The 20629-nt window shown below is 46.2% G+C and carries 17 protein-coding genes; 5 read left to right on the forward strand and 12 right to left on the reverse strand.

The genetic code is table 11. The features are described 5' to 3' along the window. Nucleotides 1–271 precede the first annotated feature (271 nt). Nucleotides 272–1084: a polysaccharide deacetylase family protein gene (locus DWZ61_RS17610; protein WP_117465137.1), complete on the reverse strand. Its 813-nt coding sequence runs from the start codon at nt 1082–1084 to the stop codon at nt 272–274. Between the two features lie 227 nt (nt 1085–1311). Between DWZ61_RS17610 and hflK the strand changes: the two genes are divergently transcribed. Beyond that, a complete protein-coding gene (gene hflK / locus DWZ61_RS17615; RefSeq protein ID WP_117465136.1) occupies nt 1312–2340 on the forward strand; it encodes an FtsH protease activity modulator HflK in 1029 nt (342 codons plus the stop codon). 31 nt (nt 2341–2371) lie between these two features. Continuing rightward, nucleotides 2372–3241, forward strand: coding sequence for a protease modulator HflC (locus DWZ61_RS17620; protein WP_022312342.1), 870 nt, complete (start codon nt 2372–2374; stop codon nt 3239–3241). Nucleotides 3242–3285: 44 nt separating this feature from the next. Here DWZ61_RS17620 and DWZ61_RS17625 read toward each other — a convergent pair whose 3' ends face one another. The 4 genes from DWZ61_RS17625 to DWZ61_RS17640 all read right to left on the reverse strand — a co-directional run bounded on the left by DWZ61_RS17625 (nt 3286) and on the right by DWZ61_RS17640 (nt 9255). Continuing rightward, nucleotides 3286–4275 carry an aldo/keto reductase gene (locus tag DWZ61_RS17625; RefSeq protein ID WP_118539897.1) on the reverse strand — a complete coding sequence of 330 codons (990 nt, stop codon included), beginning with the start codon at nt 4273–4275 and terminating at the stop codon, nt 3286–3288. Nucleotides 4276–4530: 255 nt separating this feature from the next. After that, nucleotides 4531–5925: an MATE family efflux transporter gene (locus DWZ61_RS17630; RefSeq protein WP_243026453.1), complete on the reverse strand. Its 1395-nt coding sequence runs from the start codon at nt 5923–5925 to the stop codon at nt 4531–4533. Between the two features lie 271 nt (nt 5926–6196). Continuing rightward, entirely contained in the window at nt 6197–7948 is a 1752-nt protein-coding gene (locus tag DWZ61_RS17635) for an ammonium transporter (RefSeq protein ID WP_118539899.1), read from the reverse strand. Between the two features lie 383 nt (nt 7949–8331). Then, entirely contained in the window at nt 8332–9255 is a 924-nt protein-coding gene (locus DWZ61_RS17640) for a GNAT family N-acetyltransferase (RefSeq protein WP_118503190.1), read from the reverse strand. Nucleotides 9256–9550: 295 nt separating this feature from the next. Here DWZ61_RS17640 and DWZ61_RS17645 point away from each other — a divergent pair, with 295 nt between their 5' ends. Beyond that, entirely contained in the window at nt 9551–10078 is a 528-nt protein-coding gene (locus DWZ61_RS17645) for a peptidylprolyl isomerase (RefSeq protein WP_117568806.1), read from the forward strand. Nucleotides 10079–10153: 75 nt separating this feature from the next. Here DWZ61_RS17645 and DWZ61_RS17650 read toward each other — a convergent pair whose 3' ends face one another. From DWZ61_RS17650 to DWZ61_RS17665, 4 genes are all read right to left on the reverse strand, one after another. Further along, a complete protein-coding gene (locus DWZ61_RS17650) occupies nt 10154–11473 on the reverse strand; it encodes a glycosyl hydrolase family 28 protein (protein WP_118539900.1) in 1320 nt (439 codons plus the stop codon). Nucleotides 11474–11488: 15 nt separating this feature from the next. Continuing rightward, the gene (locus DWZ61_RS17655; RefSeq protein ID WP_118539901.1) at nt 11489–12334 is read right to left on the reverse strand and encodes a carbohydrate ABC transporter permease; all 846 of its coding nucleotides are present in this window, start codon (nt 12332–12334) and stop codon (nt 11489–11491) included. A 40-nt stretch (nt 12335–12374) separates the two neighbouring features. Further along, a complete protein-coding gene (locus DWZ61_RS17660; RefSeq protein ID WP_347475464.1) occupies nt 12375–13265 on the reverse strand; it encodes a sugar ABC transporter permease in 891 nt (296 codons plus the stop codon). Nucleotides 13266–13420: 155 nt separating this feature from the next. Next, a complete protein-coding gene (locus DWZ61_RS17665) occupies nt 13421–14788 on the reverse strand; it encodes an extracellular solute-binding protein (protein WP_117465128.1) in 1368 nt (455 codons plus the stop codon). Between the two features lie 198 nt (nt 14789–14986). Here DWZ61_RS17665 and DWZ61_RS17670 point away from each other — a divergent pair, with 198 nt between their 5' ends. Further along, on the forward strand, nt 14987–16756 hold the full coding sequence (locus DWZ61_RS17670; protein WP_118539902.1) for a histidine kinase: 1770 nt from the start codon (nt 14987–14989) through the stop codon (nt 16754–16756). Further along, the gene (locus tag DWZ61_RS17675; protein WP_118539903.1) at nt 16731–17744 is read left to right on the forward strand and encodes a response regulator; all 1014 of its coding nucleotides are present in this window, start codon (nt 16731–16733) and stop codon (nt 17742–17744) included. Before DWZ61_RS17670 ends, DWZ61_RS17675 begins: the two co-directional genes overlap by 26 nt. Nucleotides 17745–18351: 607 nt before the next feature. Here the strand turns inward: DWZ61_RS17675 and fba are convergent. From fba to DWZ61_RS17690, 3 genes are all read right to left on the reverse strand, one after another. After that, entirely contained in the window at nt 18352–19218 is an 867-nt protein-coding gene (gene fba, locus DWZ61_RS17680) for a class II fructose-1,6-bisphosphate aldolase (protein WP_022153367.1), read from the reverse strand. A 165-nt stretch (nt 19219–19383) separates the two neighbouring features. Then, a complete protein-coding gene (locus DWZ61_RS17685; RefSeq protein WP_117465155.1) occupies nt 19384–20280 on the reverse strand; it encodes a YegS/Rv2252/BmrU family lipid kinase in 897 nt (298 codons plus the stop codon). 75 nt (nt 20281–20355) lie between these two features. Then, on the reverse strand, nt 20356–20616 hold the full coding sequence (locus tag DWZ61_RS17690; RefSeq protein WP_022313107.1) for an HPr family phosphocarrier protein: 261 nt from the start codon (nt 20614–20616) through the stop codon (nt 20356–20358). Nucleotides 20617–20629 lie beyond the last annotated feature (13 nt).

Genomic DNA, 20629 nt, shown 5'->3' on the forward strand with positions numbered 1-20629 from the left:
TCAAGGCTGCTTTTTCGTTTACACCAACTCCGATTGTTTCCTTAACAGTTTGTCAATTACAGGTGACATTGAAAGAGACAGCCCATTCAAGGTGCTGGCTCTTTCAAAAATTCCATTCTAATAAATTGCACGACAACTTATCAAAAAATAAGCTCCCCATCCGGTCTTTACTATCCTATCTTTCTTACTGTCTGTCCGCAAGTTTTATGGTTTTCATCAGTGTATTCTCCAGCACACCTGCCGGACAGTCATCGCTATCCGGCTTAACTTTTTACAGCAATGTATTCAGATCCACCAGGGTTCCGCCCTCGATCTCCACGCACTTGTCACTGTTTAACTGCAGCCATACGCTGCAGGCATTGGGGTTATATACCTTTTCGTAATCCGCAGAGAACTGTAAACGTTTCGCTGCATCCATATAATCAATGATCTCGATGTTGGTGGCGTACCAGATGTCGTCTCTGCCGCCCATGTATTTACAGAAGTTCTCGATCACATCCCAGTTGTCATTATTATCGAACTCGTAGCTGTGCCCCCAGACATACATCAGCTTCAGGTACTGGCTCTTCTTGAAATCGGCGAAAAATTCCGCGTACTCCATCAGCTTCGGATCATTATGATGGCAGGTAGCATGCCACTCCAACGGATCCTTTGGCAGTGCAAAATCCGGAACCGTCTCTACCACTCTGGCATAAGCCACGCCCAACTGACGGTACAGCTGTTTGATCTCTTCACTGTAAGAACCGTTGGGATATGCATGTCCTCTGATGATCCGGCCGGTCCATTTCTCCAGACCTTTCCGGTCTTCCAACAGTTCCTCTGCGACTTCCACCAGTGGGCATCTCTCAATGGTGGGATGGGTCATGGTATGAGTTGCGATCTCATGACCGTCGTATAATCCTTCCATTTCCTCGAAGGTCATACGGGGCCGCTCTCCGACCTGTCCGTAATTCAGGTTGAAGGTTGCCTTGATCCCGTATTTATTAAAAATACCGATCAGCCGCTTATCCTGTAACTTACCATCATCATAACTCATGGTCAGAGCTTTGGCTTTTCCGCCGGGAAAACAAGTATATACTTTCATCTTTTCCATCCTTTTCTACTGTAATTTCTGTTGTGGTTTTAAAATATGATAATTTTCATCCCACATGTTTTCATCATATTACGACTGGAACAATTTTGCAACTGATAAGAATCCGGCATTAACCCTCTTTATCGTGCAGAATTTTCCATTGCCTTCCTTTCATTCATCCTTTAATATAGTAAAATATACAACCAATAAACGAATTACAATGAGAAGGGAGCATATTTATGAAAAAATTCAACTCCTTCCGTAATCGCCAGAACGGCTTTGAAGATTTAGGTTCCGGCACCGCGGAAGCAGCAAAAACGAAAAAAAGCTGGTGGAAAGTCCCCGGCATCATTCTTGTGATTCTGGTAATCGCTATTTTTGCTTTTAATTCCACTTACCAGATCCGTGAACAGGAGCAGGCGGTTCTGATCACTTTAGGCCAGGCCAAAGCGGTAACGGATCCCGGACTTCATTTTAAGATACCGTTCATCCAGCAGGTTCGTAAAGTAAATACCACCATTCAGGGATTTTCCCTGGGATATGATGTAGATTCCAATTCTTCGGAAACCGATGATTCTCTCATGATCACTTCCGACTATAATTTTGTCAACGTCGATTTCTTCGTAGAGTATCGTTTCAGTGACCCGGTAAAAGCTGTCTATGCATCCAAGGATCCCGTACTGATCCTACGTAACATCAGCCAGAGCTGTATCCGTACCGTGATCGGCAGTTATCCGGTGGACGATGTCCTGACTACCGGAAAAAATGAGATTCAGGCCGCTATTAAAGAAATGATTCTGGAGCGTCTGAGCGAACAGGATATCGGTATCCAACTGGTAAATATCACAATCCAGGATTCCGAGCCGCCTACCTCCGAAGTCATGGAAGCTTTCAAGGCCGTGGAAACCGCCAAGCAGGGAAAAGAAACTGCCCTGAACAATGCCAATAAGTACCGCAATGAACAGCTTCCTCTGGCGCAGGCACAGGCCGACGGTATCATCAAAGACGCTGAGGCGCAAAAGGCCGAGCGCATCAATGAGGCTACTGCACAGGTTGCGCGTTTTAACGCTATGTACGAGGAATATATCAAGAACCCGACCGTCACCAAACAGCGTATGTTCTACGAGACCATGGAAGAAGTACTGCCTGACCTTAAGGTTGTCATCGAAAGCCCCAACGGCAATACACAGACCTTCTATCCTTTGGAATCCTTCACAGGTACCGCTTCCGCTTCTTCGGAGAGCAGCACCTCTGAAGCTGCACAATAACCATTGTCTACAGAAAGGCAGTTTTATAAATATGAAAAAAGTGAAAAATATATCTCTGATTCTATTAGTACTGGCATTGTTGATCATCGGATCCTCCAGCATTGTCGTTACCAACGAAAACGAATACAGTCTGATCCGACAGTTCGGTAAAGTAGACCATGTAGTGAGTTCTGCAGGTGTTACCTTTAAGATTCCTTTTGTACAGAGCGTCGATAAGCTTCCGAAGGAGATCCTGCTCTATGATCTGTCTTCCTCCGATGTCATCACCAGTGACAAGAAGACCATGATCTGTGACAGTTACATTTTATGGCAGATCAATGATCCTCTGAAATTTGCCCAGACCCTGAACTCCTCCATCTCCAACGCAGAGAGCCGTCTGGACACCATCGTATATAACTCTACGAAAAATATCATAAGCAGTACGACCCAGAACGACGTCATCTCCGGGCGTGACGGAGAGCTGGCTGCAGCCATTATGAAAAACATTGGGAACACCACTGAGCAATACGGTATTGAATTGCTCTCCTTCGAAACCAAACAGCTGGATCTGCCCAGTGACAACAAAGCCGCTGTGTACGAGCGTATGATCTCCGAACGTGAAAACATCTCCGCAACCTATACCGCAGAGGGAAGCTCTGAGGCACAGAAAATCCGCAATACCACAGATAAGGAAGTCAATGTTCTCCTGTCGGAGGCCAATAAAAATGCGGAGATTCTCATTGCCGAGGGCGAAGCGGAATACATGAGAATTCTGTCAGAAGCTTATTCCGATGAATCCAAACAGGATTTCTATTCCTTCGTCAGAAGCCTGGATGCACTGAAGGCTTCCATGACCGGCGATAATAAGACGGTGATCCTGTCTCCGGATTCCCCGATCGCACAGATTTTCTACGGAAGATAACATAAAGGCCGGTGTCTGCAATATTCTTGCAGGCACCGGCTTTTTTATGCCAGAATCTCCTCAATTCTGCGTCTCTCTTCTTCACTGAATGCGGTTGCATGTACAATACCGATATTATCCAGGATCTGTGAGGGCTTAGATGCTCCGATCAGAACACTGGTAATATCCCCATCCCTTAAGATCCACGAAAGTGCCATCTGTGCCAGGGTCTGTCCTCTCTGGGCTGCCAGATCGTTCAGTGCACGTACCTTCTTCAATGTCTCTTCCACGATCGCCGCTTCTTTCAGGAATCTGCCGTCGGTACGGACACGGCTGTCCTCAGGAATACCGTGGAGATAACGGTCGGTCAGAAGTCCCTGTGCCAGCGGGCTGAACGTAATGATGCCGATGCCATGGGCCGCCGCATAATCCTTCAATCCGTCCTTCTCAATATCTCTTACAAACATGGAATATTTTCTCTGGTTGATAATAAACGGTGTCCCCAGCTCCTTGAACAGTTCTGCTGCCGCAATGGTCTGCTCCTTATTGTAGTTGGAAATTCCCACATACAATGCCTTACCGGATCTGACAATGCCATCCAGTGCACGAACGGTCTCCTCCAACGGTGTATTTGGATCCGGTCTGTGATGGTAGAAGATATCCACATAATCCAGTCCCATGCGCTTCAGGCTCTGATCCAGGCTGGCCACGAGATACTTTTTGCTGCCCCAGTTGCCGTAAGGTCCGGGCCACATATCATAACCGGCTTTCGTGGAAATGATCAGTTCATCTCGATACCTTCCCAGTCCTTTTGCAAGGATCCGTCCAAAATTTTCCTCCGCACTGCCCGGTACAGGTCCATAATTGTTTGCCAGATCAAAATGTGTAATGCCATGGTCAAATGCTGTGTGGCACATGTCCAGCATGTTGTCAAAATTCCCATTGGAGCCGAAATTATGCCACAGTCCCAGAGACACCGCCGGAAGCAGCAATCCACTGGCACCACAGCGATTGTATTTCATTTCTTCATATCTTTTCTCATCTGCCTGATACATTTAAATACCTCCTTTTTCCGAAAGAACATTATAGACATTATTGTAACTATTCAGACCCCATTCGCAAAACCGCCTCTGCGAGGCTTCCTTTTTGCTCATGAGGTTACTTCGCCATATAAAACTGCTTATCTGCCTGAATGCAAGCATTCGCAGAACACAGTTTTGCATGGCTCTGAATAGTTACACATTATTATAAATTTATTTTCATCCCGTTTCTATGCAAATTTTATAGAATAAAGTGCAATATCTTACAAATCATCTCTTACGTTCCACGATCTTCAGCCGGCTGAAAAACAGGTAATACACAATAAAAGCAATACTGGTCACCGTCCAGGTCAGCGGATAGCTGAATACAATGGTGAGAATGTCATTTTTCAGAGGTACGGCTGTCAGGATCCATACCACGCGCAGTGCGCAGATCCCCAGGCAGCAGATGATCATGGGAAGCCAGCTGTCACCGATACCGCGCAGAGTACCGGACAAAATCTCAATGGCAATATAGGTAAAATATGTAGGTACCAAAAAATGCAGAATCTGTTCTCCGATCACTACCACCTGTGCATCCGTGGTAAACAGTTGATAACAGATCGATGCATAATTATAGAGGATCACGGACAACAGTACCGTCGCCCCGGCTGTAATTCCCATACAGGTACGGACACCCTTGTGTACACGATCCATTTTCCCTGCACCGTAATTCTGTCCGACAAAGGTTGTAATTGAGATACCGAAAGCATTAACGATCATCCAGAACAGACTGTCGATCTTGCTGTAGGCTGTCCATGCCGCTACCGTATCCGTTCCCAGTGCATTCACGCTGGACTGAATCAGAATATTGGACGATGTATACATCACCGACTGCAATCCCGCCGGAAGTCCGATCCGGATGATCCTGCGGAACATTCTTCCATCAAAACGGATCTTTCTCAGTTCCAGACGATGCATATCCTTCGTCCGCATCAGCACCCACAATACCAGTACCGCACTGAGTGCCTGCGACAGAATGGTCGCCAGTGCGGCTCCAGCCACACCCATATGCAGTCCGATGACAAATGCAATATCCAGCACAATATTCGTCAGGCAGCTGGCGATCAGGAAATATAGCGGTCTCTTGGAATCCCCCACAGCCCGCAGGATGCCGGCTCCCATATTGTAGATCAGGTTTCCGATGACTCCCAGGAAATAGATTCGGATATAGGTTGTCGCCGGTCCCAAAATATCCTCAGGTGTAGACATCGCACGCAGTGCCCATGGTGCCACCGTAATACCCACGATCATCATGCCGACTCCAGCCACCAGACTGAACGCAATGGAGGTATGTACGGCATAGCCTACCATCTCGGCACGTTTTGCCCCATAATACTGGGAAATAATGACCGTGGCACCGCTGGACAATCCTACGAAAAATCCCACCAACAGCTGGATCAGCGTACCGGTGCCGCCACCTACCGCCGACAGAGCTTCTTTTCCGACAAAACGCCCTACGATCACTGCATCTGCCGCATTATATAATTGCTGGAAAAAGGTTCCGAACAAAATAGGGAAAAAGAACAGGAGCAGCTGCTGCCAGATGACTCCCGTTACGATCTTGTTTTCTTTCCCTATAGCATTTTCTGTCTGCTTTTGTGTTTTCTTTGTATTTTCTTCCATATAAATCATGCCCTTTGAAAATCTGTACTTCTACGATGATAGTATCATTTCCACAGAACCTTTTCAAGAGGGCAATCTTATCCACAGCTCAGGGCAGGAAAATCCCCGGGTGGTGGAAGCACCCGGGGATCCTTGTCTGCACCTGGATGAGTCGCAGCATCCGGGCACAGCCCTGTATATACCAAATTGAGGGATTAGATAAAAGCTAAGTTAGGGGCAAGCCACTCCCGTGCAGGCACGTCGTGTCTTAGGGATTATAACCCTGGCATTATTACTCCACGTCTTGCAGAGCCGCGAAGTCTTCTTCGCCGGTACGAACCTTTACTACTTTGTCAACGTTGTATACGAAGATCTTGCCATCGCCGATATGTCCGGTGTACAGAGCCTTCTTGGCAGCATCGATGACTGCGCTTACGGGAATCTTGCTGACAATAACTTCTACCTTCACCTTAGGCAGCAGGGTCGCATCCATTTCAACACCACGATACATCTCGCCGGCACCCTTCTGTACGCCACAGCCCATGACCTGTGTCATGGTCATACCGGTTACACCCAGATCGTTCAGAGCCTTCTTCAGTACCTCGAACCGGGCAAGCTTTGCAATAACCACTACTTTGTAGATTCCGGTTGCAGGAATTGCTGCCGGAGCTGTCTCTACCTTTACTGCCGCTTCCTTCATGGCTGCGGAAGCTGTGTCATAATCACTTACGCCAAGGCTGGTATTTTCATTTACCTCCATGGTCATAGTGTTGGAAATATCCATAATGCTGAAGCCTGCATATGCGGAAGGAAGACCATGCTCACAGGAGTCCAGACCAACAATCTCTTCTTCCTCAGATACACGTAAGCCTACGGTAGCCTTGATGATCAGGAAAGCAATAGTAATCGTTACTGCAGTCCATGCCGCCACACTTACAAAACCTAACAGCTGTAAACCAAGCTGCTTAAATCCACCGCCATAGAACAGGCCTGCCACACTGTCATTGCCGGGTGCGGAAGTGGTTGCAAATAAACCGGTTGCGATAGTACCCCAGATACCATTCATGCAATGTACTGCAACAGCACCTACAGGATCGTCAATATGAAGCTTATAATCCAGAAGCCATACACCAAATACTACCAGAAGTCCTGCTACTGCACCGATCACGATAGCGCCGAAGCAGTCAGTCACATCACAAGGAGCGGTAATCGCTACCAGACCTGCCAGAGATGCATTCAGACACATGGATACATCAGGTTTGCCATATTTGATCCAGGTAAATACCATACATACTACAGTTGCGATTGCGGGAGCTACGGTAGTGGTAAGGAACACGGAGCCTAACTGCTCTACGGAAGTACAAGCAGCACCATTGAATCCATACCAGCCAAGCCACAGGATAAATACACCAAGGCATCCAATCGGAAGGTTATGTCCGGGGAATGCATTTACTTTTACAATCTTACCACTCTTGTCCTTTTCAAACTTACCAATACGGGGACCTAAAAGCTTTGCTCCGATCAAAGCAGAGATACCGCCTACCATGTGAATTGCGCAGGAACCTGCGAAATCATGGAAGCCAAGCTGTGAAAGCCAGCCGCCGCCCCAGATCCAGTGAGCTTCAATGGGATATATCAAAGCGGAGATCACACCGGAATAAATACAATAGGATAAGAACTTGGTTCTCTCTGCCATAGCGCCGGATACGATGGTAGCTGTGGTAGCACAGAACACCAGATTAAATACAAAATTTGAATAATCAAAATTCTCATAGGCAGTAAAGATGTCCAGTCCCGGCTTGCCGATCAGACCTACTACATCTTCACCAAGTAACAATCCAAAGCCAATCAAAATAAATACTACAGTACCGATACAGAAATCCATCAGATTCTTCATCAGAATATTACCGGCATTTTTGGCTCTGGTAAATCCGGTCTCCACCATTGCGAATCCTGCCTGCATCCAGAATACCAGGGCCGCACCGATCAGAAACCAGACTGCAAATAATTGACCATCTACTGCGCTTAAGATTTCTTCTGTCATAACATTTTCCTCCTCACTCTTCGTGAAATATCTTCCACCATACTTCACCGGTGTAAAAAAATATGCGATACTATGGTCTCATCCTTCGAAGCCCCATTGCATCGCATCCTTAGGGTATAGCAGTCAAACTGTTTTCCACCATACCCTTACGCTATTTTTGTCCGGCCACGCGCGTTGTGATACTTCCGGACAATACCTGGGATATACATCCCGGTATGATTAGCGGTCGTCAAGTGACCATTCGTGCCAGCACGATGTTCACTTTCCTCGTCGCCATAACAAAAAGGGCGCTACAGTTTTATTCTGTAGCGCCTTTGCTATGTTGAGAGTATAGCACCGTGGTTTTAGAGTGTCAACATGTTTTTTATATTTTCTTTATATTTTTACAGTTCCATAAGAAGTCGCTCATAGCAAGTTCCTTCCCAGGTGACCTGATCCAGTTGGGAAAATCCCAGTCTTTCTGCAAGATGCAGGGATATTTCGTTCTCCGGCATCACCAGCATCTGCACCTGTTCAAATCCCAATTCCTCTTTCCCGTATTCCAGCAATGCCTTACACACCTCCGTAGCATATCCCTGCCGCTGCCACGGGACACCGATGACGAAGCCCAGCTCCGGATCCTCGCAACCCTCGCGGTTGGAGAATCCGGCTCTGCCGATCACCTGTCCGGTCATCCGGTCACAGATCGTCCAGACGCCGTAATTATAAAAATAATACATATTTTCCGTATAATCCTTCAGATAGGCCTCTTCTTTCGCCCGCTCCGGATAGAGTCCTTCTGTGTACTTCGTCACAGAAGGATCCGCATAAATCTCATAAAGGGCATCCAGATCCTCCGCACCGGTCTCCCGGATGAGACACCTCTCCGTGGTCAGAATCTCCCAGGGAATGCCCACGTATCTGCGATAGACCTTCTCCAGATAATCAAAATCCAGTTCACTGATATTTTCACAGGCATAACGGACACCGCTAAAATCCTGATCCCTGTTGTCCTCATGGAGCCAGACAAGCACCGGGCAGCCCTGCTCCAAGAGTTCCTGTGCACGTTTTCCGTTATCTACGATCCAGAGTTTTCCCTGCCCGCTTTCATACCCGGACATCATGCTATCCCGGACGCTTTTCTCTTCGAAGCACTCTTTTCCCGACCCGTTTCTTTGTTGGGAAAATTCTCTTTCCTGTCTCTGTCTGCGAATCGCATCCAGCAGGGCGTGCATCTGCGCACCATATTTTTTACTGTAGCTTTTTCGTTCCTCGTCCGATGCACCTTCCGGATATATTTCTATTGACACCTGCTTCAAAAAATCCATCTGCAGCAATTCTCCTCTTTACGTTTCCCCGGGAATCCATTACAATAATATTTATATTTTATGATGCCAGGGTCAAAAGGTCTAAGCCCACATGAGCTTGCTCATAGGTGGGTGAAAGACCTTAGGACCCGCTCCGATATGAGCATAAAAGTAGGATGATAATCCCACGATATGCGAATATTGGGTATAATTGTGAGAGTGCGTAGCACGAAGCAATTCGTAGGCATCAAAGTCGGGGGCTTTTGACCCTGATATCATTTTATTCTATTTCTGTCAAGAAAGAAAGGAAATTATTATGGCAAAGAATCCTATTGTTACTATTACTATGAAGGATGGCGGTGTGATCAAATGCGAGCTTTATCCTGAAATTGCCCCCGAATCCGTCAACAATTTTATCAGTCTGATCAACAAGCATTTTTACGATGGTCTGATCTTCCACCGTGTCATCCGCGGTTTCATGATCCAGGGCGGATGTCCCGATGGCACCGGCATGGGTGGTCCCGGCTACAGCATCAAGGGTGAATTCGCTGCTAACGGCGTGACCAATGATCTGAAACATACCGAAGGCGTTCTGTCTATGGCAAGAGCTATGCATCCCGATTCCGCAGGCAGCCAGTTCTTCATCATGCACAAGACCAGCCCTCATCTGGATGGCTCTTATGCCGCTTTCGGTAAGGTCATTGAGGGCATGGATGTGGTAAATAAGATTGCAGATACCCCTACCGATTACAGCGATCGTCCTCTGGAGGATCAGGTAATGGAAAGCGTTACCGTAGATACTTTCGGCGAGGCCTATCCCGAGCCCAACAAGCTGGACAGATAAGATTTCAAAAAATAACCTCCGAAAATCAGATGCACTCTGACCTTCGGAGGCCTTTTTTATTTACACACAGGCAGATCAATATTCCACATTTTCGCAATTCTCGATGAATACAGGATCTTCAACTTCGCCTTTCATATCCTCTGCGATCTCATAAGAGAAATCCCGGAACAGAACATTTTCCGCATTGCGGGCATACAGCACTCTGAGAGAATCCTCCAGGATCACATTTCCCTCGTTGGGACGCAGATCATGGTAGTTCTTCGGCCAGTCCGTCTTCTTCTCCAGTTGGACATGAATACCGTCAAATGTGATATCCCGGATATTTTTCGAATCGTCACCATAGATCAGGATGCCATTCTCTCCGACACAGTTGATATTCTGGAAACGGACATTCCGGATATATCCCACATTCGTCTCCGTATTTCTCTTCACCGCAGTGATGGTAATGGGTTCTGCCTCGCCCCACCAATGTACCTTGGAGAACAGGCGGGTATCGATATTCAGATTGGAGAATGTCACATTTTCTATACAGCCTTTATCACGTAACTGCAGGGAAATTGCACGGTTGGTGCGCTGGATACTACAGTTGGTCACGGAAATGTTCCGGAAAGGCGCTTCACTCTCCGTGCCGAACTTGATAGCAGCACTGGTGGAGATCATGGTACAGTTATCCACTACAATATTTTCGCAGGGACCATATTCCATGGCAGCCGCCGTATTCTTAAATACAATACAGTCATCTGCGCATTCAATATGACAGTTGGAGATTCTCACATTGTTGCAGTGATCCGGATCAATGCCATCGCAGTTAGCCAGACGCAGATTATTGATAATACGGATTCCCTCAATCAATACTTCCTTACATCCCACCAGATGAGTGGTCCAGAATGCACTGCCGGTCAGGGTTACCTGCTGGATGGTCAGATGCCTTACATTTTCCAGGAACAGCAACGGTACTCTGGGATAAAAATATCCGTCAATATGCCATTTGGTCACCTTTCCATAGAATATCTCCTCGTTGCCGTCAATCTTGCCAAATCCGGTGATAGCCACATTCTCGGCATCCTTGCTGTATACAAAATTCAGCGTCGGTTTTCCATTGTAATCACAGGCATTGTAGGTCGGAGTGTCTACCTTGCTGATCTGTGGGGTTCCCACTTTCAACATATCGAAATCTTCCAGATGGTCGCTGGCTTTCAGGACAGCCCCCATCTCCAGATGAAATTCCACATTTGATTTCAGAAAAATGGTTCCGCTCCGGAAGACATGTCCTCCCTGTAACAGGACCTTACCGCCGCCAGCCTGGCTGCAGGCATCAATCGCCTTCTGGATGGCTGCAGCGTCATTCGTCACGCCATCACCTTTTGCACCGTATTCCAATACATCGTATATCATCTCTCTGCTCCTCTCTTAGCCCTTCAGGCCGGAAGTGGAAATTCCTTCTACCAGATATCTCTGCAGGCAGAAGAAGATCAATACTGCAGGCAGAATAGACAAGGTCGCCATAGCGAACATAGCACCGTAGTCGGAAGAAGAACTGGGGTCACAGAACATTTTCAGTGCCAGACTGACAGGATATTTCTCTGTCTTGTTGACATACAATAATGCTCCAAGGAAATCATCCCATCTCCACATAAAGGAGAAGATACATCCGGTGATCATGGTAGGAACCATCAGCGGGAAGATGATCTTGGTGAAAATGGTATAATAGGAGCAGCCGTCAATCTTTGCTGCCTCATCCAGCTCTCTGGGAATGCCTTCAATAAAGTTTGTCATCATATAAACGAAGAAACCCTGAATAGCAAAGCAATAAGGCACGATCAGCGGCAGATTGGTTCCAACCCAGTTCAGCTTCTGATACCAGAGATACTGAGGGATCATCAGTACCTGTGCCGGCAGCATCATAGATGCCAGCATTGCTGCGAAGAGAAGCTTTCTGCCGGGGAATTTGCATCTGGCAAATCCATAGGCTACCACAGAGGAAGAAAGTACGGTTCCAATGGTGGCGGTAATGGAGATAAACAGAGAGTTTTTGAAGAAGGTTCCAAAACCTACCTTTGCAAAACCCTTCCAGCCGTTTACATAGTTCTGTAATGTGAATTTTTCCGGGATCAGGCTGGTGGCTGTGGTAAAGATGGTGTTCGTATCCTTAAAGGAACTCATTACCATCCATACCAGCGGATAGATCATTACCAGTCCGAAGGCACATACTAAAATGTGATATATAATATTGCTGATTGTCTTTTTTCTTTTCATAATAACACCCACTTACGCGTTGCGGCGTACCTTTCCGATTCTATAAACCGCCATCGTATACCCACAGTTTTTTGGTTGCAAACAGGATCCATGTAATAAATGCGATCAATGCCAGCATGATCCATGCCAGTGCTGCGCCGTAACCGGTACTTCCGAAGAGGAAGGACTGCTGGTACATATATACCGTGTAGAACAGAGTAGAGTTCATGGGTTTACCCTGTGTGATGATCAGGCACTGTGTAAATGCCAGAAAACCGTTGATCATCTGCATTACCAGGTTAAAATGGATCGTGGGAGTCAGAAGCTTCAGTGTGATCTTCCAGAACTGCTGCCATCCGTTGGCACCATCCACTCTTGCCGCTTCATAGAGGCTGACAGGAATCTGCTTCAATGCAGACAGGAAGATCAGCATGGAAGAACCGAACTGCCATACCGCCAGAATGATCAGAGTCCAGATTGCTGTTCTGGTATCACCCAGCCATGCTACCGGCTCTTTCATTCCGAACACCATCAAAAGTTTATTTACAAGTCCGTCTACCGCAAACAGTCTCTTCCAGAGGATTGCTACTGCTACAGATCCGCCGATGATGGAAGGCAGATAATACAGTGCACGGTAAACGCCTGTCATTTTCGTACTCTTAAATAAAAGCAGTGCAACGATCAATGCGAAGATCAGTCGTAACGGAACCGAAATGATGGCAAATTTGAAAGTTACCACCAGAGACTGATAAAACGTTGCATCAGAAAACATTCTCTTAAAATTCGCCCATCCGGTAAATGTAGGGGGCTGTAAAATATTGTAATCGCAGAAGGAATAGTAAAGCGATATACACATGGGAATAATCATAAACGCCAGAAATCCAACGATAAATGGCATAGTACATACGATACCTGCAGCCTTTTCCGTATTCAGCTTCTGACGGATAGTCATGTGCTTTGTTGTCTTCATAACGTTACCTCCGTTGCTGCAGCATTCATAGAAGCAGCCTTTTTTCAGAATGGGTACTGCGGATGCTTCCACAGTACCCATTTTGTCATTCTAAAAAATGTTGTAAGATTGTTATTACTTATGTAAGTTCAGACAGCTTATCTGGACATGATCTGGTTGCCCATCTTGAACAGATCTTCTGCTGCCTCCTGTGCGGTCATCTGACCATAGAGGATCTTATCAACCAACTGGTTGTAGTAATCATATACTTCATTTGCTCCATCAGGGATCGCAGGGCTGATAGCGGAGCAGTTGGGAGTTACTACGTCATTTACATACTTGGTAACCACCTGTGCAGTCTCATCCTGCAGAGGAGCGATGGCGGATGCTACTACGGAAGAAGCAGGCACACCTCTCTCACCAAGAAGGATCTTGTTAGCATCTTCAGAGTTCAACAGATAGTTTACAACCTTAACAGCTTCTGCCTCATTCTCGCCGGCATCTCTGGATACTGCAAAGAACTGGCTGGGCTTTAAGAAGTTAGACTTCTGAGGGTTCTCGGAAGGCCATGTGGTGATGCCGATCTCCATGCCTTCGGGAGCGGCCGCTACCATAGCAGACAGCTGGTTGGACCAGAAGAATCCGCACCAGGACTGGGTTGCTTCGGAGGAGAAGTATACCAGAGGACTCTGCTCTACAGAGTTGGAAGTCAGTTCAGCGTGAACATCTGCGCCGATGATCCATCCGTCCTTGACACCATCTTCATAAATCTGGAAGCCCGGTACCAGACTTGCTGCATCTGTTACATTGAGGGAATCCTCATTGAACAGCTTCACCACATCATGAGAACGCATTGCATAGGGCAGATAGTTGTCACCTGCACTGTAAGGAAGATCAGTCTTAACACCGGACTTCTCATAAACCTCACGTGCCACTGCCTCGAACTCATCAATTGTCATGTTATCTTTTACAGTGATTCCAAGGCTGTCAAGCAAGGTCTTGTTGTAGAACAGGGAAGGTGCATTCATTCCTGCACAGACTGCATATAACTTACCGTCAATGGAACCCGCATCCAGAATACCCTGAGATACATTAGATACATCCAGCGTACCATCTTCTACATAAGGTGTCAGGTCTACCAGCAGATCTGCTGCTACATACTGTGCCAGATAGGAATAGTCCATCTGCAGGCACTCGGGAAGGGAATTACCTGCTGCCAGGGTGGACAGCTTGGTCCAGTAATCATTCCACTCTGCAGGCTGTGTATCAAAGGTTACACCGGGATTCTGCTCAGAATACAGATCCAGGGCTGCCTGTGTACGTTCATTTCTGGTCTGGTTGCCCCACCAGGTGAATGTCATGGATACATTTCCGGCCGCTGCACTTCCGCTGTTGTCAGCAGTCGTGGTTGCGGTATTACCGCTGTCGGTGGAAGCGGTAGCTGCGGGTTCATTGGAAGAACCACATGCAGTCAGTCCGACGATCATGGCGGATGCCATTAACAGGGATAAAACTCTCTTTTTCATTAATATAACCCTCCTTTTGGTATCGAAAGGTAAATCCGCTATGGATTTACTTCTTTTTGATGTTCTAATTATAACAGTTCTTATTTTTTCCAGGAATATACTTTTCCGTCTATTTGCACCAAAAAACCGATATCATTGTTGAAAACATGTGCATGTTGTGTATATAATCAATAAAGAACTGATGGAGGCTTGTATATCATGTCATTTTTTAATAAGAATATCTCGAGAAAAATAGCAAATCAGAAGTTAGAAACCAAGTTACTGCTCTCTACCATAGGGATTGACCTTCTCTTTCTGTTCTTTTTCCTGGTAGCTGCCTTTTCCATTATTACATCGCGTTATCATAAGCTGCTGTATCAGTCCATGCAGTCTTCCTCGTCGTTAGTCTCCTATGAATTTACTAACCGGCTGGAGGATCTGGTGACCATGACCAATATCGTCCGTTCAGATTCTACAGTCCAATCAACACTGGATGAAATCTACCAGCCCCAGGAAGACTATGCTGTACATTATTACTCTGATATTTATTCTGCTTTACAGAAACACTACCTGGAATACCGCCAGCCCTACCTGAAAATGGCGGCAATTTCCTGCCCCAGATTCATCACTTATACCAATGAAAATATTGCCTGTCGGCCGGATGCGGATCTGACTAAAGAACTGATAGCTCTGGCAGAGGCCGGGGAAGGCTCCCCGGTATGGGTAACTTCCCATGCGGAAGACCACGGTATATTTCTTGTCCGGGAGATCAAAAAGATCAAGAACTTACGACTGGATAATCTCGGAACATTGATCATCAATGTAAATCTGGGAGATCTGGTAACGGAAATGTCCAAGATCAGCAATGAATATAAAGGTTCCTACTGGATCATCTATGAGAAAGACCAGCTGCTGTTCTCTTCTCCGGAATTGGATACAGAGGAAGTACAGAAAATCAATGATAAAATCAAAAGTTATGCTGTTGTCACCCTGAATGGCAGAAAATATTTTGCCATCCGCGGCACCATGGACATCAATGAATGGAATTATCTGCATCTGATCTCTTATGACGAAGTGGCAAAATCCCAGCAGATGACTGCATTTCTATATGTATTGATCCTGTTCTGCGGTTTCCTGTGCTCCATTTTGATCGTCCACCTGATCGTACGTAAGATCACCAGACATTTTGATCTGCTGCTCTACCGTATGCAGCGGTTCGGTGAAGACTCCACCGTACTGGCAGAGATTCCTTATGATTATAATGATCGTACCGATGAGATTGGTATTCTGCACAGGCAATTTACACATATGGCAGAGCGGATCCAGACACTGGTTGTTGAAAATTACCGTCAACAGCTGCTGGCTAAAGATGCACAGTTAAAAAGCCTGGAATCCCAGATGAATCCACATTTCCTGTATAACACGCTGGATGCCATCAACTGGAGGGCAAAGGCTATCGGAGAGCCGGAAATCTCGCAGATTGCTGACTCTCTGGGACATTTCCTGCGGATGACGCTGAACAAAAAAGAACGCTTTACGTTGAAGCAGGAACTTGATATTATACATTATTATATGACTATACAGCAGCTTCGTTTTGACAACCGTCTGAATTTTACGGAAAGCATTCCGGATGCTTGTCTGGATGCACAGGTTCCCAAACTTTCCATTCAGCCGTTGTTGGAAAATGCCGTACACTATGCACTGGAGCAGATCACGGATGAATGTATCATCAATCTCACCTGTGTGTATTCCCAGGGGCTGATACAGATTTATGTGAAAAACAGCGGATCTGAATTCCCCGATGATTTATTGGAGAATCTCCGGACACATAAGATTCAGGAACAGGGTCTGGGCATTGCGTTGTTAAATATTGAAGAACGCATCCAGCTGATGTTCGGCCAGCAATACGGGCTGCATTTCTATAACGAAAATGATTTTGCTGTAGTTAAAATGGAGATACCTTATGTTAAAGATGATTATCGTGGATGATGAAAAGATCATACGTGAGACAATCCATTCCCTGATTGACTGGAATTCTCTGGGAATTGATGTAGTAGCCGTCTGCAAAGACGGTATTGAAGCCTTTGACTGTATTCTGGATGAATACCCGGATATTGTCATGACAGATATCAAGATGCCCGGTTTATCCGGGCTGGATCTGATTGAAAAGGTCCGTGCTGCCCAGTTGAACACAGAGTTTATCATCCTCTCAGGATATGGTGAATTTGAATTTGCACGGACCGCCATGCGCTATGGTGTGAAACACTATCTGTTAAAGCCTTCCAATGAAACAGAGATCACGCAGGTCATCGTATCCTGTGTGGAAACCTGTAAAAGCAAGACTGCTTCCCGGGTAGATTCCCTGCTGACACAGCTGTTCCTCACGGAAATGCCACCGGAAAAACTTTTGCAGAGAAGATTTTTCACAGAATTATCCGGGGAACAGGATGTGGATCTGGCCAAGACCCAGATGATCCGTCTGGTAATGGAGGCCTCCAAGAAGGAATATTACCCGCTCAGCAAACTGCAGACCACAGACAGTCTCATGGCAGTCAACGTCTGTGTCACCATGAATGACCTGATTCCATCTGCGGAGCAGATCATGACCTCGATCTTCTCTGTAGAACCGCAGCACAAATACACAGACTGTGTGGAAAAGGTCATAAAGTACATCGGAGAGCATCTGAGTGACAGCAACCTGTCACTGAAATGGATCTCGGAAAATTATCTTTTTATGAATCCGGATTATGTCAGCAAAATGTTCGTCAAACAGACTGGCAGTAAATTTTCCGCCTATGTAACAGAGCTCCGCATTCAGGAGGCGAAAAAACTTTTACTGGAGCACTCAGAAGAATCCCCCTATGCGGTGGCGGAAATGGTCGGTTTCGGCAATAATCCGCAGTATTTCAGCCAGATCTTTAAGAAATATACGAAGCTGTCACCGAAGGATTATGTGAAGTCAATGTTGGAACCGTAGGGCTGCAGCTATTCAGAACCCACATTCGCAAAATCACATCTACGATGCTTTCCTTTTGCTCATGTGGTTACTTCGTCAAATAAATATGTTCCACTGTTCTTACGAATACAAGTATTCGACGTACAGTGGAACATATTTGTTTGCCTCTGAATAGCTGTTCATATTTTGTTTACAAATCCTTCAAGGAATCTTCAATTCCATAACACGTTTTGGACATTTCTGTTTCATATACTATAACCATAGAAACAAACAAAACAAAAACTTAAGCACACAACAGTTTCTTGTTTAAAAAACTTTTTCATAATAAATGCCAAGGATCCTGATCCTTGGCATCCTCCCTTTCTAGGGTTTTTTTCAACTATCACAGATGCTATTTTGCGAATGAAGCTCTGAATAGTTATTTTTTTGCCTTAATGGTCGGAATCGGAATAAACAAGAATCTCGCTTGCGAGATTCTCCGCCTGCGGCGGGTCGCTTTTGCGACATACTTCATAACCGCCGCAGTGCGATCCCTGCGGAGCTTTTTTAATTCATAGGAAGAAATTTCCTATGAATTAAAAAAGTCTCCCACATCGCTGCGAGAGACTTTTGCATTTTTATTCCAGAATTATTCAGCCTTGCCAACAGATCCGAACAGTTCCATCTTCTCCTTAACAGTAGCCTTGATAGCTTCTGCACCGGGAGCCAGAAGCTTACGAGGGTCAAATCCCTTGCCTTCCAGATCCTTACCAGCCTCGATGTACTTACGGGTAGCATCAGCAAATGCCAGCTGGCACTCGGTGTTAACGTTGATCTTGGATACGCCCAGGTCGATCGCTTTCTTGATCTGATCTGCAGGGATTCCGGTACCACCGTGCAGAACCAGAGGAAGCTCACCGGTCAGCTCCTGTACAGCTGCCAGAGTCTCGAAGCTTAAGCCCTTCCAGTTAGCGGGGTATTTACCATGAATGTTACCGATACCTGCTGCCAGGAAGTCAACACCCAGATCAGCGATAGACTTACACTCCTTAGGATCAGCGCACTCGCCCATACCGATAACGCCGTCTTCCTCACCACCGATGGAACCAACTTCTGCCTCGATAGAAAGTCCCTTGCTGTGAGCAGCCTTAACCAACTCAGTGGTCTTCTCTACGTTCTCAGCGATAGGATAATGAGAACCATCAAACATGATGGAAGAGAAACCAGCTTCGATGCACTTGTAGCAGCCTTCAAAAGAGCCATGATCCAGATGCAGCGCAACGGGAACATCAATGTCCAGATCCTTTAACAGTCCGTTGACCATGCCAACGACTACATCATAACCGCCCATGTACTTGCCGGCACCCTCGGATACACCCAGAATAACAGGGGAACGAAGTTCTTTAGCGGTGAGAAGGATGGACTTTGTCCACTCCAGGTTGTTGATGTTGAACTGACCTACTGCATAGTGGCCTGCTTTTGCTTTTTTGAGCATTTCTGTTGCGGATACTAACATTTTAATACCTCCATTTTATATACTCATTCTTGTTACGATATACGAAATGTTATACATTCGTAAAAGCACGAAAAACACATTTCGAATAATCACTTTGTGACTATCCAAACTATAGCACATTCTTTTCAAAAATGGAACAGCTTATTGTTAAATTTTTACCAAATTTTAAGATTCCTTCTGTTCCACCCGGATGTCTACGCCCCGGCAGATGTTCTCAATCACTACTTTTGTATGGGTTCCGCCATATTCTCCATCCAGAGTCCATGGAAGAGGCTCTGCGGAAGTGATCTCCACCTTTGACGTCCGGAAGCAGTACATAGCATCGGTATCGATATCCCGGTTCAGCAGGGATACCATAATGTTATTCAGTTCAATCGGGTTCTTCGGACGTTTGATCAGCGTTACTTCGAAAACGCCATCATCCAGCCTGACGTTTTTGCCGGTGATCCGCTTAAATCCTCCTACCGATGCGGAATTGGTCACCATTCCGAAGATAAAATCATCCACGATCGTAGTATCGCCATAAGTAATCCGCATGGGATAGGAACGGATCGCGGACAGCCGCTTCATTCCTTCCAGCAGATATGCCATATGCCCCAGCACATTTTTCATATCCTGTCCGGTCTCATAAGAGACATCCGTGAATAGTCCGAAAGCTGCGATATAGACGAACACATCCTCATTAAAGGATCCCACATCACAGGCGAAATCATTCCCATTTACAATATTTTCCGCAGCTCTCACCATATTCTTCGGCAGCCCGAGGCTTCCTCCGAAATCATTGGTGCTCCCGGCCGGGATATAGCCAATAGGCGTACGGAAGCCACTGCGGATCATGCCGGTGACCACCTCATCCAGCGTTCCGTCTCCGCCGCTGCAGACCACGATATCATATTCTTTGCTGCGCTTCTCGGTCTTCTCCATGGCATCCTCACTTCTCTGCGTGGGATATACGGTGATCTCATAACCGCCCTTGGTGAATACATCCAGAATATCCGCCAGTTTGTTGCGGATTTGTGCCTTTCCAGCTTTGGGATTATAGATAAATAACATCTTCTTCATAATACTGCCCTCAAGATACAACAAACGGGACTAACAGAATTCTCCATCAGCCCCGCTTCTTCTCATGTTATGTTCTTAAGCCACCTGACCGCTCAAAAACTTTTCAATGTTGTCCACAGCGGTCTGCTCATCTGCACCCTCTGCAGTTACTGTAAGCTCTTCGCCTGCACAAAGTCCCAGGCTCATCATACCCATAATACTCTTGGCATTGATCCGCTTATCGTCTACTTCAAAATAAATGTTGCTTTCGTACTTGCTGGCTTCCTGTACTAACAGTGCCACCGGTCTTGCGTCCAGGCCATCTTCCAGTCTGACCGTAATACTCCTCTTTGTCATAATTTTCCTCCTC

Source organism: Clostridium sp. AF34-10BH, assembly GCF_003478095.1.
In the GTDB taxonomy this organism is placed as follows: Bacteria; Bacillota; Clostridia; order Lachnospirales; family Lachnospiraceae; genus Acetatifactor; species Acetatifactor acetigignens.

Excerpts from the sequence above, each read along its gene's own strand:
- DWZ61_RS17610 (WP_117465137.1), bottom strand. The coding sequence starts at position 1,084 with ATGAAAGTATATACTTGTTTTCCCGGCGGAAAAGCCAAAGCTCTGACC.
- hflK (WP_117465136.1), top strand. The coding sequence starts at position 1,312 with ATGAAAAAATTCAACTCCTTCCGTAATCGCCAGAACGGCTTTGAAGAT.
- DWZ61_RS17620 (WP_022312342.1), top strand. The coding sequence starts at position 2,372 with ATGAAAAAAGTGAAAAATATATCTCTGATTCTATTAGTACTGGCATTG.
- DWZ61_RS17625 (WP_118539897.1), bottom strand. The coding sequence starts at position 4,275 with ATGTATCAGGCAGATGAGAAAAGATATGAAGAAATGAAATACAATCGC.
- DWZ61_RS17630 (WP_243026453.1), bottom strand. The coding sequence starts at position 5,925 with ATGGAAGAAAATACAAAGAAAACACAAAAGCAGACAGAAAATGCTATA.
- DWZ61_RS17635 (WP_118539899.1), bottom strand. The coding sequence starts at position 7,948 with ATGACAGAAGAAATCTTAAGCGCAGTAGATGGTCAATTATTTGCAGTC.
- DWZ61_RS17640 (WP_118503190.1), bottom strand. The coding sequence starts at position 9,255 with ATGGATTTTTTGAAGCAGGTGTCAATAGAAATATATCCGGAAGGTGCA.
- DWZ61_RS17645 (WP_117568806.1), top strand. The coding sequence starts at position 9,551 with ATGGCAAAGAATCCTATTGTTACTATTACTATGAAGGATGGCGGTGTG.
- DWZ61_RS17650 (WP_118539900.1), bottom strand. The coding sequence starts at position 11,473 with ATGATATACGATGTATTGGAATACGGTGCAAAAGGTGATGGCGTGACG.
- DWZ61_RS17655 (WP_118539901.1), bottom strand. The coding sequence starts at position 12,334 with ATGAAAAGAAAAAAGACAATCAGCAATATTATATATCACATTTTAGTA.
- DWZ61_RS17660 (WP_347475464.1), bottom strand. The coding sequence starts at position 13,265 with ATGACTATCCGTCAGAAGCTGAATACGGAAAAGGCTGCAGGTATCGTA.
- DWZ61_RS17665 (WP_117465128.1), bottom strand. The coding sequence starts at position 14,788 with ATGAAAAAGAGAGTTTTATCCCTGTTAATGGCATCCGCCATGATCGTC.
- DWZ61_RS17670 (WP_118539902.1), top strand. The coding sequence starts at position 14,987 with ATGTCATTTTTTAATAAGAATATCTCGAGAAAAATAGCAAATCAGAAG.
- DWZ61_RS17675 (WP_118539903.1), top strand. The coding sequence starts at position 16,731 with ATGTTAAAGATGATTATCGTGGATGATGAAAAGATCATACGTGAGACA.
- fba (WP_022153367.1), bottom strand. The coding sequence starts at position 19,218 with ATGTTAGTATCCGCAACAGAAATGCTCAAAAAAGCAAAAGCAGGCCAC.
- DWZ61_RS17685 (WP_117465155.1), bottom strand. The coding sequence starts at position 20,280 with ATGAAGAAGATGTTATTTATCTATAATCCCAAAGCTGGAAAGGCACAA.
- DWZ61_RS17690 (WP_022313107.1), bottom strand. The coding sequence starts at position 20,616 with ATGACAAAGAGGAGTATTACGGTCAGACTGGAAGATGGCCTGGACGCA.